At 44.2% G+C, this 16,855-nt stretch carries 10 protein-coding genes; all 10 read right to left on the bottom strand.

Going from position 1 to position 16,855, the window contains the following annotated elements; genetic code table 11:
- Positions 1 to 71 precede the first annotated feature (71 nt).
- The 10 genes from LCL96_RS04605 to lpdA all read right to left on the bottom strand — a co-directional run bounded on the left by LCL96_RS04605 (position 72) and on the right by lpdA (position 16,855).
- A complete protein-coding gene (locus LCL96_RS04605; RefSeq protein WP_224940260.1) occupies positions 72 to 848 on the bottom strand; it encodes a transporter substrate-binding domain-containing protein in 777 nt (258 codons plus the stop codon).
- 516 nt (positions 849 to 1,364) lie between these two features.
- Positions 1,365 to 1,802 carry a BrxA/BrxB family bacilliredoxin gene (locus LCL96_RS04600; RefSeq protein WP_169213592.1) on the bottom strand — a complete coding sequence of 146 codons (438 nt, stop codon included), beginning with the start codon at positions 1,800 to 1,802 and terminating at the stop codon, positions 1,365 to 1,367.
- Between the two features lie 105 nt (positions 1,803 to 1,907).
- Positions 1,908 to 2,957, bottom strand: a complete 1,050-nt coding sequence (gene meaB, locus LCL96_RS04595) for a methylmalonyl Co-A mutase-associated GTPase MeaB (protein ID WP_224940259.1) — start codon at positions 2,955 to 2,957, stop codon at positions 1,908 to 1,910.
- Complete coding sequence (gene scpA / locus LCL96_RS04590; RefSeq protein ID WP_224940258.1) at positions 2,957 to 5,119, bottom strand: methylmalonyl-CoA mutase; 2,163 nt, start codon at positions 5,117 to 5,119, stop codon at positions 2,957 to 2,959. The genes meaB and scpA overlap by 1 nt, the downstream gene beginning before the upstream one ends.
- Positions 5,100 to 6,905 carry a methylmalonyl-CoA mutase family protein gene (locus tag LCL96_RS04585; protein WP_224940257.1) on the bottom strand — a complete coding sequence of 602 codons (1,806 nt, stop codon included), beginning with the start codon at positions 6,903 to 6,905 and terminating at the stop codon, positions 5,100 to 5,102. Before LCL96_RS04585 ends, scpA begins: the two co-directional genes overlap by 20 nt.
- Before the next feature lie 211 nt (positions 6,906 to 7,116).
- Positions 7,117 to 11,454 carry a S8 family serine peptidase gene (locus LCL96_RS04580; protein ID WP_224940256.1) on the bottom strand — a complete coding sequence of 1,446 codons (4,338 nt, stop codon included), beginning with the start codon at positions 11,452 to 11,454 and terminating at the stop codon, positions 7,117 to 7,119.
- 515 nt (positions 11,455 to 11,969) lie between these two features.
- A complete protein-coding gene (locus LCL96_RS04575; RefSeq protein ID WP_224940255.1) occupies positions 11,970 to 13,283 on the bottom strand; it encodes a dihydrolipoamide acetyltransferase family protein in 1,314 nt (437 codons plus the stop codon).
- A 44-nt stretch (positions 13,284 to 13,327) separates the two neighbouring features.
- Positions 13,328 to 14,311: an alpha-ketoacid dehydrogenase subunit beta gene (locus tag LCL96_RS04570; protein WP_044340065.1), complete on the bottom strand. Its 984-nt coding sequence runs from the start codon at positions 14,309 to 14,311 to the stop codon at positions 13,328 to 13,330.
- 14 nt (positions 14,312 to 14,325) lie between these two features.
- Positions 14,326 to 15,324 carry a thiamine pyrophosphate-dependent dehydrogenase E1 component subunit alpha gene (locus tag LCL96_RS04565; RefSeq protein ID WP_224940254.1) on the bottom strand — a complete coding sequence of 333 codons (999 nt, stop codon included), beginning with the start codon at positions 15,322 to 15,324 and terminating at the stop codon, positions 14,326 to 14,328.
- Between the two features lie 106 nt (positions 15,325 to 15,430).
- Entirely contained in the window at positions 15,431 to 16,855 is a 1,425-nt protein-coding gene (lpdA, locus tag LCL96_RS04560; RefSeq protein WP_224940253.1) for a dihydrolipoyl dehydrogenase, read from the bottom strand.

Genomic DNA, 16,855 nt, shown 5'->3' with positions numbered 1-16,855 from the left:
CTCCTCCAAATATGTGTTGTGCCTTTAATAAGGAAGGGCTAACCGGATGAGAGGTTAGCCCTTCTATTAATCTACTGTTCTCCGTTAAACCATTTTTCAGCCAGTTTATCCAATTCCCCCGCGTCTTTAAGCTTCTTCAATGCATCATTGAATTCACTTGTAAGCTCGCTGTCCTTTGGAAGGGCAACAGCAGAACCGGCCTCTTCTTCATTTACATTCATTGTATTTCCTTGAAGCTCATCGTTTTTGTCGAGATAGCCGTTTGCTACCGTATTTTCAATGATGATGGCGTCAAATCGTCCGTTTTGCAGATCCTGGATCAGCTCAGGAATTCGGTCACGTGTATCCACTTTTAATTTGATCGATTTAGAAAGTTCCTCAGCAGCATCCTGTTGAATGGAGCCTAATTGAACTCCCACTGTTTTTCCGTCGAGATCTTTTTCACTCTGGATTCCGCTTTCTTTAGTCGAGATGATCATATCTTTAGCGGTATAATAAACGTCACTGAAATCAACGTTCTTTTGTCGTTCCGGGGTTGGAGTCATAGCAGATAGCACAAAGTCGACCTGGCCGGTTTTCAAGGCTGAAATCAAACCGCTGAATTCCATATCCTTGATTTCGATTTCATACCCCATTTCTTCAGCAAGCATATTGGCAAGATCAATGTCGTATCCAATGATTTTGTCACTATTGGCAGTATCGACATACTCGAATGGCTTATAGTCAGCCGACGTACCCATAATCAGTTTCTTTGAATCTCCTGAGGCCGCCTTCTCTTCTCCTGAGCCGCAAGCCGCTAGAGTAGTAGAAAGGATCAATAATAATACGAAAGATAATAGCTTTTTCATTGTGGTTCCTCCTATGTTGGGATGTATAATTATAATGTATAATGTATATTAATTACTATATTCGTATTGTAACAGATATTAATTTTTATGCAATATGTTTTATAATTATAGATAAATGTTTATATATTCTGAAAATAACCGTGCTTATTAGGTAGTGTTTTATCAATAGTAGAAATAGGAAGGGATGAATATTATTCAATATCTATGCATAAATGGTGTAGTTGGATGGCAGCGAAACGAAAGAGTTACATTTTACTTTCGACTATTTACAGAAAGAAATGGTGAAGGGATTTGGTATAGAAGGAACATGCAGATGGAGATTTGGATAAAGTAGTGAAGGTTCCTGGCATTTTATCGGCCAATTCCTCTTCATACTTTAGAATTGCGTCGTTTTCATCAGGAATTGCGTATTTTGGTAAAAAACGGATATTCATACTCCCCAACAGCAAACCCATAGAAAAACCCGTCAAGCTTCTCACATTACATGCGAGAAACCTGACGGGCTATTACATCTTCTTATACTTCTTCACAATACTGATCGAAGTAGGATTGAAGTTTGTTTACGACGGACATTGGGTCGTGTCCTTCAATTTCATGTCTTTCGACCATCGTTAACAGCTTTCCGTCTTTAAGCAGTGCGAAAGACGGTGAGGATGGCGGGTATCCTGTAAAGTAGCTGCGTGCTTTCGCAGTCGCTTCTTTATCCTGACCAGCGAATACCGTTACCAATTGATCCGGTCGCTTATCGAAGTGAATGGAATGAGCCGCTGCTGGACGGGCGATTCCCCCTGCACAACCGCAGACGGAATTGATCATCACCAATGTTGTACCTTCCTTAGAGAATGCTTGATCTACTTCTTCTTCTGTTGTCAGTTGCGTATAACCTGCTGTCTCGATTTCCTGACGTGCCTGACGGACAACGTCGTTCATTAATAAATTGAAATCTATATCCATGCTGAACTCTCCTTTAATCGCTGACTTAATCATAATTCCACTAAAAACGAAGGGATTTGATATACCCTTATCATAACAATTTCAAACCATATCTTTCAATTAAAATTAACTATTCTCATGAAGTATCGCTTCTTTGTATTGTTTCAACAATTCTTCTATTGCCTGAGAAGTTGTGAAGTCTCCCGTTCTCACCCGGACTTCCATATCCGGGAGGGACGATTTGATGTTTTTACGAAAGAAGAAGTCTGATAAGATTCTTTCCTTCAGCATGGTATGAAACCATTCCTGTTTTTGGCGACGTCTTCTATCTTCAAATACACCCTGTTCTTTTGTCTGTGTTTCGAACTGCTGGATCACGGACCATAATTCGTTCAGACCTTCATTTTTTAAAGCCGAGCAGGCATAGGCCCTTGAACTCCAGCCTTTCGTTGCTGGGACGAGAAAGTGAAGGATCTGATTGAGTTCCCTCTTGGTTTTCTCAGCAAGCGCCTTATTTTCTCCATCTGCTTTATTCACGAGTAATGCGTCGGCAAGCTCCATGATTCCTTTTTTCATTCCCTGAAGCTCATCCCCTGCACCGGTGATGACGAGCAGTAAGAAGAAGTCGACCATCTGCCTCACCATCACCTCACTCTGACCGACCCCCACCGTCTCTATGATGATAAAGTCATAACCTGCCGCTTCACATAAGAGAAGCGTTTCATTTGTTTTACGATGAACCCCGCCGAGCGTCCCTGCGGTCGGGGATGGCCTGACAAAAGCACGTGGGTTTTTCGAAAGCTGCTCCATCCTCGTTTTATCACCAAGAATACTTCCGCCCGAAATAGAAGAGCTTGGGTCGATGGCAAGAACGGCAACGCGGAGGCCCGCGTCACATAACATCTCACCGAACTGTTCGATAAATGTACTTTTTCCTGCTCCCGGCACACCGGTAATCCCGATCCGAAAGCTATTGCCCGTATGGGGCAGGAGTTCCTGGAGCAGCTCTTGCCCTGATGCGTAATGATCTTCTGCATTGCTTTCAATCAGTGTGATGGCCTTTGCTAATTGGCTGCGGTCACCGTTCAAGATTCCGGCCTTTAATTCGGCAATTGAAATGGGATCCTTTTTCTTTTTCACAAACCGCTTCTTTCTTCCCGGCTGATACTCTGTCATTATTCAGCCACTTCCTCATAGCCAAGCACCTCATATATTTCTTTGATCACTTTTTGGGCGGCTACAGGAATAATCGTACCAGGACCAAAGACGGCCGATGCCCCATTGCTTAAAAGGAAATCATAGTCCTTCGCGGGAATCACTCCTCCGATGACGACAAGGATGTCTTCCCTGCCAAGTTTCTCAAGCTCCGCTATTAATTGGGGCAGTAGCGTTTTATGACCGGCAGCCAACGAGCTGACTCCAATCACATGCACATCGTTTTCAACCGCCTGTAGAGCCGTTTCTTCAGGTGTTTGGAACAATGGTCCGATGTCCACATCGAATCCAAGATCGGCAAATGCCGTGCTGATGACTTTCGCACCCCTGTCATGCCCATCCTGGCCCATCTTCGCAATAAGAATACGGGGTCTTCTTCCTTCATTCTCCAAAAATTCTTCCGTCATTTCTTTCACGACATTGATTTCCTGTTCATTTGAAAAGTTCGAGCTGTACACCCCGCTTATGCTCCTAATCGTTGCTTTATGTCTACCTGATACCTTTTCGATCGCATCGGAGATTTCCCCTAATGTAGCGCGTGCCCTAGCGGCATCAACAGCTTTTTCGAGAAGATTCCCTTCGCCAGTTTCTGCTGCATATGTCAATGCTTCGAGGGTTTCAATGACTCGATCATCATTTCGTTCTTCTTTCAACGTTTGAATCCGTTCAATCTGCTTCTTTCTGACAACCGTATTATCGATGTCCAATGTTTCGATCGGATCTTCCTTTTCAAGGCGATATTTGTTTACCCCTATGATCGACTCATCACCTGAATCAATCATTGCTTGCCTTCTTGCCGCCGCTTCTTCGATCCGCATCTTCGGCAGTCCCGTCTCGATTGCCTTAGTCATGCCGCCGAGCTCTTCAATTTCTTCAATATGCTCCCACGCCTTTTCCATCAGCTGATGAGTCAACGATTCTACATAATGGGAACCTGCCCATGGATCGATGACTTTCGTAATACCGGTCTCTTCTTGAAGGAATAGCTGTGTATTACGGGCGATTCGGGCAGAAAAGTCTGTCGGCAGGGCAATCGCTTCGTCAAGCGCATTCGTATGAAGGGATTGAGTATGCCCCATCGCTGCTGCATGTGCCTCAAGTAATGTACGAACGACGTTATTATACGGATCCTGCTCCGTTAAACTCCAACCGGATGTCTGGGAGTGGGTTCGGAGGGCCATTGATTTTGGGTTTTGAGGGCTGAATGTTTTCATCATTTTCGCCCAGATTCTCCGCGCAGCTCTCATTTTGGCCACTTCCATAAAATAATTCATGCCGATTGCCCAGAAAAATGAGAGTCTTGGTGCGAAGGAATCGATATCAATTCCGGCTTTCAGTCCGGTCCGAACGTATTCAAGGCCATCCGCCAACGTATAGGCAAGCTCAATATCAGCAGGTGCTCCAGCTTCCTGCATATGATACCCCGAAATACTGATGCTATTGAATTTCGGCATATGATTGGATGTGTAATCAAAGATATCCGCAATGATCTTCATGGACGTTTCAGGTGGGTAAATATACGTATTTCGTACCATGTATTCTTTCAATATGTCATTCTGGATCGTACCCGAAAGCTTCTCCTTGGAAACACCCTGCTCTTCTGCCGTCACTATATAAAAGGCAAGGATGGGCAGCACCGCTCCGTTCATTGTCATGGAAACAGACATCTGGTCGAGGGGGATGCCATCAAAGAGAATCTTCATATCCAGTATTGAATCAATGGCTACACCGGCTTTCCCTACATCTCCCACTACCCTTGGATGATCTGAGTCATAGCCTCGATGAGTGGCCAGATCAAATGCGACGGACAACCCTTTCTGCCCCATACTCAAGTTTCTTCGATAGAAAGCATTGCTTTCTTCTGCAGTTGAAAATCCTGCATATTGCCTGACCGTCCAAGGACGGTTCACATACATTGTCGGGTAAGGGCCCCTTGTGTATGGAGCAAGACCTGGAAGGTCCTCTCCATGAGAAATATCCTTTGTGTCTTCCGCTGAATAAAGTGGTTTTACAGAGATTTTTTCATTTGTCTCATAGGTTTTATCCGAAAGGGAGACCTTACTCGCTGCTCCCTCGTTTGAATATGGGTTGATTTGTTGCCAATCAGGCTTCTTCACGGTCATTTCCCTCCTCCCAAATGGTCAAAAGCTCATCCATTTTTTCAAGTATGTTCTGTTTATTGTAAATGGATCCGTTCAATCCCATAAGCTCCCATTCACTTCTTCTCTCATCAGGTATTTTCCCTGCTATGTCGATCACAATGTTTGCACCTATTTGATGGATGGATTCAACCATCATCGATAGTTGATCATGATACTCTTCATCTTTCCCGCATACGACATAGTACGGATACCTGGTTTCTTCTACGAAATGAAGGATATCTTCTTTTGAGAAGCACTCTTTACTCTGATCAGTATGAATGCCTCCAGTGGCCAAAAAGCCTTTTACAAAGTCCGCACGTGGTTTGTGGGATTTCAGCTCACCCAATCCGATCAGACCGGCCACCGGTTTCCTTGCCAGCTTCAGTGACCTACTCCTTAACGCTTCGAAAGGAAGGGATAATCGCTCACCTGCCGTTGATGTTGTATCCGCGAGGGTTTCTTCAAGATTCGCATAGATATTCGTTCCGATCATCGAATTCTTTCGAGTGGCTAAATCCTGTATTCGGGAGTCTCTCACTCTATCAATTTTATGCTGTATAGAACCATTTTCCAGTGAGACAATGATTCCTCCTTCCTCGTCGATTTGTTGGAATTCTTTCCATGCAAGCTTGCCCACCTCTTCTGAAAGCCACTCAACATAATAGGAGCCTCCACCGGGATCGATGACTTTATCCAGGTGCGCTTCTTCTCCCAGAATCAATTGAGTATTCCGGGCGATCCTTTCAGAGAATGGATTTACTTCCCCACTCACTTCATTGAAGGGCGCAACCAGCAAGTAATCGACACCTGCGAGAACGGCTGAAAAAGCTTCTCCGCCTCCGCGAAGCATATTGACATAAGGATCTAATGTTGATTTATTAAATCGGGACGTTTCTGCACTGATACTGATACTTCGGGAAATCGTGCTTTCTGCCACTCCATATGAAGACAATACCTCTTGCCACAATTTCTTAAATGCCCGGATTTTTGCCATTTCCATGAAAAATTGACTTCCAACTGAAAAGTGAAAATGCATCTTTTTAGCTATTTTCTCAAGAGTCCACCCTTTTTCTTGAAGTGCTTCAATATAAACGACACCCTCACTCAGTGCATAGGCCAACTCCTGGGTGGCACTTGCACCTTTATTATGATACGGTGCAGCATTGATGATGATGGTCTTCACTTCAGGATGGAGATGATCCGCTTCATTGACTACCGTTATCCATTCTTCTAATCTATCATTATTCAGCCATTCTCCTTCTGAAAGTGGGTCGAACCCAATGACTCCTATAAGCCCCTCCCTATCTGGGAACTCTTCCATTTCAAGGATGGATAAAGATGTTTTTTTATCAATGATAAAGATGGGAGTATCGAATTCTTTCATTTCCTTCATTTCTTTCATGAATTGCTGGAAATGTTCTGTCATCTTTACATCTCCAATAGTGAACGAAAGACAGTTCTGCCCACGTGATAGTGCATCCTTTATGGCCGTTGTAAGTTCTACCCATGAACCCCTATTGATCGGTTGAGCGATGAACCATTTCGAATCACGGTCCATTTTCCCCTCAATATTTGGAATATAGTCCTTCACTCTATCCCGCTTAGGAACATCTTCCCCTGTATATAACGGCTTAAGTTTAATATTTTCATAAGTGTTCGTATGTAAAGAATGTATCCCTTTCCCCTTTAATGCTTTTTCAGCGGCTTCCTGCCAATCTGTCAGCGTGCGTTGACTGAATGATTGATTTTTCATTTCACTAAGCTTCATAGTACCCCTCTTCCATCACACATTTTTGTAATCGTTTACAAAACTAGTTAAAAAAAATGAACTGAAATATCATGATTTCTCATTGAAAATTCGAAATGTTTATACTAATACTATTTTAGTATATAAAAAAAACCGTCTTACTTCAATCTCTCAGAAAAATGAGTGCAAAAAAAGAAGAAGAGTCGGCTTTCCGACTCTTCTCCCGTCACACTTATTTCTTTGTATTGATATACAGTTTTCCTTCTGCACGTTGCGTTGTGACATTTCCATAATCATCGGCAATCTTCACTTCAATCACCGCTCCTGGTGCCTTAACATTAGAAGTAGCCGTGTAGTAACCTACGTAATGTCCTTCTGATGTTTCCATCATTGGCAGTTCATTGGCATTTGTTACTTGACCTGCATTTGTCAGAGGCATTTGAATGACAAATGTCGCACCCAGGCCAGGTTCACTGTCAAATTCGATCTTGACGGATTCGCCCTTCTTCAGCTCTTTATCCTCTCTTGGGAGAAGATTTTCAATTTCAATGTCCCCGAATTTCGCATAGACGGTTACACGTTGTTTCTTTTTGTTTCCTGCTTTATCTTTTGCCACTACCTGTATGACATTTTCACCTTCATTTAGAAGGATTCGATGACTAAATTCGCCACCGCTGATCGAAGCTTTCTCACCGTTCACCTTCACCCATGCTAGGTTCTCATCCGTAACCGTTCCTTTAACGGTGATGGCTTCACGATTGGTTTTCATGTCATTTTCTGGTGAAGTGATGGCCAGTTCCGGCTTGACTTGATCAAGGATGACCGTAATCTCATCCGATGGACCAGTCATTCCCTGTTCAGTCGCTGCCTTGGCGGTTAATACATTCTCGCCTTCATGCAGTGAAACTTCAAGTGAGAATGTTCCATCCTCAGCTGTATCGGCAGTACCTACTTCCTCATCTCCATTAAAGAGGTGAACGGTCGTGGTCGGTGCAGAGGTCCCCTCCACTGTAACGGAATCTTTATTGGTGAAAGATCCATCCTTCGGTGAAGTGATGACCGGTGCAGTCACTTCATAATTCACTGTGGCACGAATCATGTAGTTCCCTTCATCTTCTGGGGACGGAGACCATGCTCCACCAACGAATTGCCAGCTTCTTGCTGCATATTCACCATCTTCATCCGTTCCTAGTCCAGGTGCATTAGGATTTGGAGCAGATTGAATGTACACCATATAGAAGTCTCCTTCCACCATAATGCCATGCTGACTGAGATCTACATGCGTCCACTCGCCGTTACGCAGCGCAGTTTCATTGAACGGGCCGGCGATTTTCTTACCTGGCGCCCCGTCCGGACCAGTCGCATCATAAACGGCAACCTGGAATTCAGTTCCTCCTGGTACAGGCCATTCCGTATCCCAGAAGCGGAATAGTCCTCCTGTCACGAGTGCCGTATCATTTCCTTCTTCAAGGGACATCTTAACAGCCCAGCCGTTTCCAGCATCATAGAATGCACGTGCATTTTCAGCTGTGCCATCATCGTAACCGATCTCGCCTGGATACCCGATAAATGGATCCAAAGCTACATCGGCGGTCGTAACTTCTCCACCTTCTACTGTAATACTCATTTCCTTACTATAGTAGTAAGGCGCAACCACCTTCAGGGTGTAATCCCCTTCATAAGCTTCTAATTCATATTCTCCATCTGCATTTGTTGCTACAGGCTCAACTACTGCATCTTCAAGAACGAGCACTGTTGCCCCTTCGACCGGTTCACCCGTTATTTCGTTGGTCACGGTTCCAGTGATATTCCCTTGAGGGATTTCTTCAAGGGTGAAGTTGGCAGTCGATGTTTGATCGGCTTCGATCGTCACACGTTGCGTTTCTGATCTATAACCGTATGTGGATGCCTGTAATGTGAATTCTCCTGCTGCATGAGTCATTTCATATGATCCATTGGCAGGATTCGTATAGACAGAACGGCCCGTTTCCAGAACGCTTACTTCAGCTTGTAAAGGAAGCAGTACCGGGGCTGACTGACCCGCATTTTCATCATTCTTTACTGCATGTTTGAGAGTGATTTTATCTGGATTTACACTTGGCTTTTTCGACAATGAAGATGATTTCTCATCCTTCGACTTCAAACCAAGATTCATCTTCTTAGCTGGAAGAATGGATTCCGCGCTTAGCTTCACATCATCCAGATACCATCCTTGTTTCGTAACACTTCCGTCAGTTGTCACGTTGAACGCCACGTATACACGCTGACCGGCATATTGACTCAGATCGACTTCTCCTTCAATCCAACCTTCTGTGTTGCCATTTACCCTTAGTGCCTGCGTCCACTCTTCCCCATCAGTAGATACAAAGACGTGACCATAATCATAGTTACGTTCGAGCTCATGCCACTGTTTGAATTGAAGGAAGCTCGCCCCTTCAGGTAAATCGATCGGCGGCATTTGAAGCGACATATTTGCACTGTTTTCATATGTTCCGCCTAAATTCGTGGCATATACGTTTTCACCGGAAGTTGCCGTTCCCGGACCACTCTCCGGAACCCCGCGCTCCCAGCTGTTGCCTGGGCCATACGACGTCCACCCTGCTGCAGGGGATTCAAAATCCTGTTCATACCCGACACTAATTCCTGGCAGAAGATTTATAGTGTAGGTATCCGACTCGACTTCATTTCCACCGAAGTCCATTGCCGTCCATTTATACGTAACCTGGTCACCAGTGAGCTCGTCACCTGGGATGACCGATTCATACGTTCCCGTTGTATAATCGCCTGACGTTCTGGTCGCTTCTACCTGAACCCATTCACCGTCCTGATTTTGATAGTGAAGAGCAACATTTGTTACACTTACGTTATCGCTTGCTTCTGCTTGTAATGGAAGATTCATTTCTTTAAATGCTTCTTGTGGTGCTTCATGACTGATGACAGGAGCTTCTGTGTCATCACCTTCCTTTGAAACCTGTCCTTTTACTTTTCCGATCCCGCTTATAACGGAGGAAACAGCGTCAAACGCATTGACCAAGCCGTGTCCATACCCGTTATTAGGCGATTCCGGGAATGTGCCGTCTGTTAACGGTACAGCGGTTGACATAAGGATTTCTTCCAATTCATCTACTGTCAGACTGGCATCCACTTGTCGCAATAAAGCTGCAACTGCCGTTACGTGCGGCCCAGCCATCGATGTTCCATTCCATCCGCCTTCATAATTGCCCCCTGGAACAGAAGAACGAATGTTTACTCCCGGTGCGGCAATCTCTGGCTTTACTTCATCATAAGGAGAAGGTCCCTGCAACGAGAAGCTTCCCAATTGATCATTAATATCCGTTGCACCCGTTGCAAATGACTCTGGATAGTTAGCCGGATTCGCAATCGAACCTGGTCCACCAGGATTGAATAACGTTGTATTTCCTGCCGAGAACTCAGGGAAAATTTCCGCCGCTCTCCACGCAGTTACCATATCCCGGTACCATTCATCGAGTCCTGCTCCGCCGCCCCATGAGTTATTGACAACATCTGGAGCCATTTCAGGATGAGGATTTCCTTCTGCATCTTTCGGAGCCAGAATCCATTCCCCGGCTTCCAGTAAATCAACATCCGTTCCACCATCGGCTGTAAACGCCTTAACGGCAATCCACTTAGCACCTGGGGCAACACCAATTTGATTACTGCCATCAGGTTCAGAACCGACCATTGTTCCAACAGTGTGAGTCCCGTGTCCCTGATCATCATATGGCGCGCTCTGTCCTGCAGTTGCATCAAACCAGTTGAATTCATGGTCTGGAGAGTCAGGATTTTGAGGATCATAGCCTCTATACTTTTCTTTTAACGCCGGATGATCCCATTGAACTCCAGTATCAATGGAAGCAATGACGGTTCCCGCTCCATCGATTCCCATGTCCCAAACAGCTGGTGCTCCAACCCGATCAATGTTCCACTCAATTGAAGCAGGTGTATTCGGGGCTTCTTTATCCAATACTGCTGTAGAAGTTGTCTTCGCCGGCTGGATAATCTGTCTTGTTTCGTTCGGCAGGATTTTCTCAACTTCAGCAAAGGTCGAAATTTTCTCCATGACTTTCTTCGTACTTGTAACCGCCATTCCGTTAACAACATAGAAGTCTTTGATTTCCTTCACTGCACCTGACTTCTTTTCTTTCGCTAAGTATTCTTTCACTTGTGCTTGAGACTCAAGGGCTTTGGCACGAAGCTCAGAGACAACCATATTCCGTTTTAATAACTTCTTACTATTAGCAGATAACTTCTGCTTTTTCGCTGTCTCGGACGCTTTTTCAGCTACTGCTTCAGCATCCAGCTGATCCTTGAATTTCACTAAGTATGTGACGTGATTCTCTTTCTTGAACTGATCCTGTAGTTTCGATGTGATTTTTGACTGTGGGCTGACTTTTGCTGAATCTTTTGCTGACGTGGATGGTTTTTCTTTTGCTAGAGATGCTTGTGGGGTATTTGCCGCCCCTGCATTGAATGGAAACATCAAGGGGACAAACATGACTAAAGTGAGTATAATGGATAACCATCTTGCCTTACGTTTTCTTCCTGACATCCGATTCCCTCCCAATCATATTTAAATCGATCCGGTAACCTGCACCTCCTTCAACACCTTTAATGGAAAAATGTAGGTGTTAAACCAAAGATAACCAAGAAGATATGTATAATGTTGTAGGTATGTGTCGAAATAAATCTGAATATTCAGTAATTAATAAGAAAGTCACGATCAGCACTCTTTTCAACATGCAGAAAGTCACACCTCTTTTATAACTCAAGGAATAATCAGGATGTTTTGAATCATTTGACAGGGTAAAAGGGTCGAATATTTCATATCAGAGAAGGAGGATAAGAAAGAAATGAGAGAGAAGTTCCATCAGGGAAAAGAGGGCATCAAAAAATTAGAAAATCGTCCTATTGAATAAATCAGAAATACCTTTTGAATATTCTTCCAGTTATATTCCCATTCATTTTTCCCGAATCATTTCGGGCTTTTACAGCACTTTTGTATGCCATTCTATCCATATGCTAAAAAAATAAGGACTAACCTCACAGGGTTAGTCCTTACTTTGATTAATAAACGGATGTATTTTCTTTTGACGTATTTTCTAAGATTTCTTTCACGCGCTGTAAAAACCTTCCGCATACCAGACCGTCAAGAACACGATGGTCAAGGGACATACACAAGTTCACCATATCACGAACGGCAATCATTCCGTTATTCATGACAACAGGGCGCTTGACGATCGATTCGACTTGCAGGATCGCTGCCTGTGGGTAATTGATGATTCCCATCGATTGTACCGAACCAAATGACCCAGTATTGTTAACCGTGAATGTGCCTCCCTGCATATCTTGGGATGTCAATTTACCACTACGGACTTTCCCGGCAAGTTCAGTGATTTCTCTTGCGATTCCTTTGATCGTTTTTTCATCTGCATTCTTGATCACAGGAACATATAATGCATCGTCTGTCGCTACTGCGATGGAAAGATTAATATCTTTCTTCTGTACAATCTTATCGCCAGCCCACATAGAATTGATTTGCGGGTATTCTTTAAGTGCTTGAGCGACAGCTTTCACGAAGAAAGCGAAGAATGTCAGATTAAATCCTTCACGCTGCTTGAATTCTGTCTTAAGTGAATTTCTGTAGTCTACCAGGTTGGTTACATCCACTTCCATCATTGTCCAGGCATGTGGTGCTTCGTGCTTACTGCGTACCATATTGGAAGCAATCGCTTTACGGATTCCTGACACCGGGATTTCAATGTCGCCAGGTACGACAGGAACATTCGCTGCTGGTGCTGAAGACTTGGCTGGCTGTGCCGAAGCTGCCTCTTTCACTGGCGCTTGTTGTGGAGCCGCTGCTTCAGCTTTAGGTGCAGGAGCTTCTGCTGCCTTCGGAATGGAGCCAGATTCAATGATTTTCTTTAAATCTTTGCGAGTGATACGGCCGCCGTTTCCAGTGCCCTCCACTTGATTCAGATCTATAACATGCTCTTGAGATAGCTTTAATACTGCAGGAGAATATCTTGCTTTATTTCCGCTATCTTTGCTTGGTGCCTTTGGTTTAGTTGCAGCCGACTCATCCCCAGCTTTTTTAGGCTCTTCTTTCGGAGCTTCTTCACTAGGTGCAGAGCCTCCGCCTTCAATCTCGATCGAGCAAATGACTTCCCCGACTTCAAGCGTATCCCCTTCTTCGGCAATCAATTCTTTGATAGTACCTGTAAAGGAAGATGGAACTTCTGCATTTACTTTATCCGTTTGAACTTCTGCAATCGGATCATATTTATTAACGGTATCTCCTGGTGACACCAACCATTTACTAATTGTACCTTCTGTAACACTTTCCCCTAGCTGAGGCATTTTCATATTTTCAATACCCAATGAGGAACCCTCCTTACTGTGCGTTTAATAGGTATTAACTGTGATTAAAATTCTGCAAGTTCACGCATTGCTTTTTCTACTTTGTCCGGGTTAATCATAAAGTATTTTTCCATTGTCGGTGCATATGGCATAGCAGGCACATCTGGACCAGCAAGACGTTTAATAGGAGCATCCAGCTCAAAGAGACAATTTTCAGCGATGATTGCAGAAACCTCACCCATTATGCTTCCTTCTTTATTGTCTTCTGTCACAAGAAGAACTTTACCGGTCTTGGATGCCGCTTCAATGATGGCTTCCTTATCTAATGGATAGATGGTACGAAGATCCAGGATATGAGCTTCGATTCCGTCCTGGGCAAGCTTTTCCGCTGCTTGAAGAGCAAAGTGTACACACAGACCGTAAGTGATCACGGTAATGTCTTCTCCTTCACGCTTCACGTCTGCTTTCCCGATTGGAAGAGTGTAGTCATCCTCAGGCACTTCACCTTTAATCAGACGATATGCACGTTTGTGCTCAAAGAATAATACCGGGTCCTCATCACGGATAGCAGCTTTCAATAAGCCCTTCACATCGTAAGGAGTTGAAGGCATGACAATCTTCAATCCTGGTTGATTAGCGAACACAGCTTCAACCGATTGTGAATGATATAGAGCTCCATGCACTCCGCCACCGTAAGGAGCACGAATGACCATCGGACAGCTCCAATCATTATTCGAACGGTAACGAATACGTGCCGCTTCAGAAATGATCTGGTTAACTGCTGGCATGATGAAATCAGCAAATTGCATTTCAGCAATCGGCCTCATACCATACATGGCAGCTCCAATCCCGACTCCTGCAATCGCAGACTCCGCAAGTGGCGTATCAATGACACGGTCTTCCCCAAATTGATCGTACAATCCGTGGGTTGCTTTGAACACCCCACCTTTTTTACCAACGTCTTCTCCAAGAACGAATACTTTCTCATCTCGTTCCATTTCTTCTCTTATTGCCATCGTTACGGCATCAATGTATGAAATTACTGGCATGATTGAATTCCCCCTTACTTCTCTTCTGCGTATACATACTTCATCGCTGATTCAGCTTCAGCATATGGAGCATTTTCTGCATAATCCGTTGCTTCGTTCACAAGTTTCATAATGCGGTCATTGATTTCTTTTTCAATCTCGTCATTCATGACGCCTGTTTCTTTTAAATAAGCACCAAAGGTGATGATCGGATCATTTGTTTTCGCTTTTGCCACTTCGTCAGGAGAACGGTAGCTGCGATCATCATCATCGGAAGAGTGAGGAGTTAATCGATAAGAAACTGTTTCAACAAGCGTCGGCCCTTCACCACGACGACCGCGATCCGCTGCTTCTTTTACTGCTTTATATACTTCGATAGGATCATTTCCATCTACTGTGATACCAGGCATTCCATATCCAATGGCACGGTCTGATACTTTCTCACATGCCAATTGTTTTTCAATCGGAACGGAGATCGCATATTTATTGTTTTCACACATGAAAATAACAGGAAGCTTATGTACACCTGCAAAGTTTGCCCCTTCATGGAAATCTCCCTGATTGGACGATCCTTCACCGAACGTTACAAACGTTACAACATCTTTCTTCTCCATCTTACCTGCAAGAGCGATACCAACGGCATGCGGAACTTGCGTCGTTACAGGAGAGGAACCTGTTACGATATTATTCTTCTTTTGACCGAAGTGACCAGGCATTTGACGTCCGCCAGAGTTTGGATCTTCTGCCTTGGCAAAACCAGATAGCATTAACTCCTTTGCAGTCATTCCGAATGTCAGAACAACACCCATATCGCGATAGTAAGGAAGAACGTAGTCTTTTTCGCGATCCAAGGCGAATGCAGCACCTACTTGAGCCGCTTCCTGACCTTGACAGGAAATAACAAAAGGAATTTTACCCGAACGGTTCAATAACCACATACGCTCATCGATTTTTCTGGCAAGGAGCATGGTTTCATACATTTCTAATACTTTCTCATTGGAAAGCCCTAATTCTTCATGACGATTTTCTGCCATTTTATTTACCTCCTACACAATCTATTGGTTGGAAAGGTAGAGAAACTCTCTACCTTTATTATGTTTTTCTTTAATGAAGATGGCTAGAATAGCCATCTCCGCTTTTTTAGGAGTGAATCGCCTTGCCATCAACAGCAAGCGCTGCTTCTCCAATCGCTTCTGATAAGGATGGATGTGGATGGATGGTATTGGCAATCTCCCATGGTGTGGCGTCTAATACTTTCGCCAGTCCCGCTTCGGAAATCATATCCGTAACATGAGGGCCGATCATATGAACACCCAGGATATCATCACTATCCTTGTCTGCAATAATCTTCACGAAACCGTCCGATTCTCCGTAAACAAGTGCTTTACCGATGGCTCTGAAGCTGAATTTTCCAACCTTCGAGTTGTATCCTTTTTCTTTCGCTTCCTGCTCTGTGATACCGACACTTGCGATTTCCGGATTACTGTAGATGCATTTAGAGATCAGTGAATAGTCTATTGGATCCGGCTTTTCATTCGCCATATGTTCAACTGCCGTGATTCCCTCATGAGAAGCAACATGGGCTAATTGAAGTCCACCAATCACATCACCGATTGCGTAGATGTGGGATTCCTTCGTTTGGAAGAACTCATTCACTTCAATGAATCCCTTTTCGACTTTAATATCTGTATTCTCAAGTCCTATCCCTTCCACATTTGCTTGACGGCCAACGGATACCAGGATTTTATCAGCGGTAAAGGATTTCTCTTCTCCCTTATGCTCTGCTTTAATCGTGACGGTTCCATCCCCTGTTTCTAAGGATTCAGGAAGCACCTTGGCACCTGTCACGATTTTGACGCCTTTTTTCTTCATCAGGCGCTGCATTTCTTTGGAGATTTCATGATCTTCCGTTGGTACGATTTTATCAGCGTATTCTACAACGGTTACTTCAACATCAAAGTCAGAAAGCATAGATGCCCATTCGATACCGATGACACCACCTCCGACGATAATGATCGACTTTGGAAGCTCTTCGAGTGAAAGCGCTTCATCCGAAGATAAAACATATTCACCATCAATCTCAAGTCCGGGCAGTGAACGCGGTCTTGAACCTGTTGCCACAATCACATTCTTCGGAATAAGCATTGCATTTTCTTCACCGTTGTTCATTTCCACGGAAATCGTCCCGGGCATCGGAGAGAAGATGGATGGTCCCAAAATACGCCCCAGACCTTCAAAAACATCGATCTTCCCTTGTTTCATCAAGTGTTGAACGCCTTTGTGAAGCTGTTCGACGATTCCATCTTTTCTTGATTGAACTTTGCTGAAATCAAGCTCAACCCCATTGATTTTCACACCAAAGTCTTCACTATGTTTCGCTGTTGCATATACTTCAGCACTGCGAAGGAGAGCTTTACTAGGGATACATCCTTTATGAAGGCATGTTCCGCCGAGCTTTCCTTTTTCAACGATTGCTGTTTTTAATCCAAGTTGAGAAGCACGGATGGCCGCTACATAACCACCCGTCCCTCCTCCTAGAATGACTAAATCATATTCTTCTGCCAA

The sequence above is a fragment of the Rossellomorea aquimaris genome, assembly GCF_020172085.1.
GTDB classification, from domain to species: Bacteria; Bacillota; Bacilli; order Bacillales; family Bacillaceae_B; genus Rossellomorea; species Rossellomorea aquimaris_E.
The sequence above is the reverse complement of the archived record's forward strand: the minus strand, read 5'-3'. Positions and strand labels throughout refer to the sequence as shown.